1 protein-coding gene is annotated in these 275 nt (G+C 53.8%); it reads left to right on the top strand.

Annotated elements, in window-relative coordinates:
• Positions 1-275, top strand: a 275-nt coding sequence (locus AC1RPW_RS08430) for a hypothetical protein (RefSeq protein WP_481769515.1), incomplete at both ends; no start/stop codon positions are given.

Below are 275 nucleotides of genomic sequence, written 5' to 3'. Positions count from 1 at the left end.
GGCGCACTCATCGAACAGATCGAGACGCCGAACAAGTTTCTGGTGTTGGGCAATCACGACGACAAGCACATCGAGTTCTACAAGACCAGTGGCTTGTTCCGGGAAGTGCATGAGCATCGCGCTTACATCAAGTTTAATGGGCGCAACATCATTATGGACCACCACCCGATTGCCCACTGGCGTAACTGCCAGCACGGTTACTGGATGCTGCACGGTCACTGCCACGGTGATTTCGACTATGCGACCCACGGGCTCGATCGATATAAGATCGCAGA

Source organism: Dellaglioa sp. CoH-55-MRSF-8, from assembly GCF_056782195.1.
The sequence above is the reverse complement of the archived record's forward strand: the minus strand, read 5'-3'. Positions and strand labels throughout refer to the sequence as shown.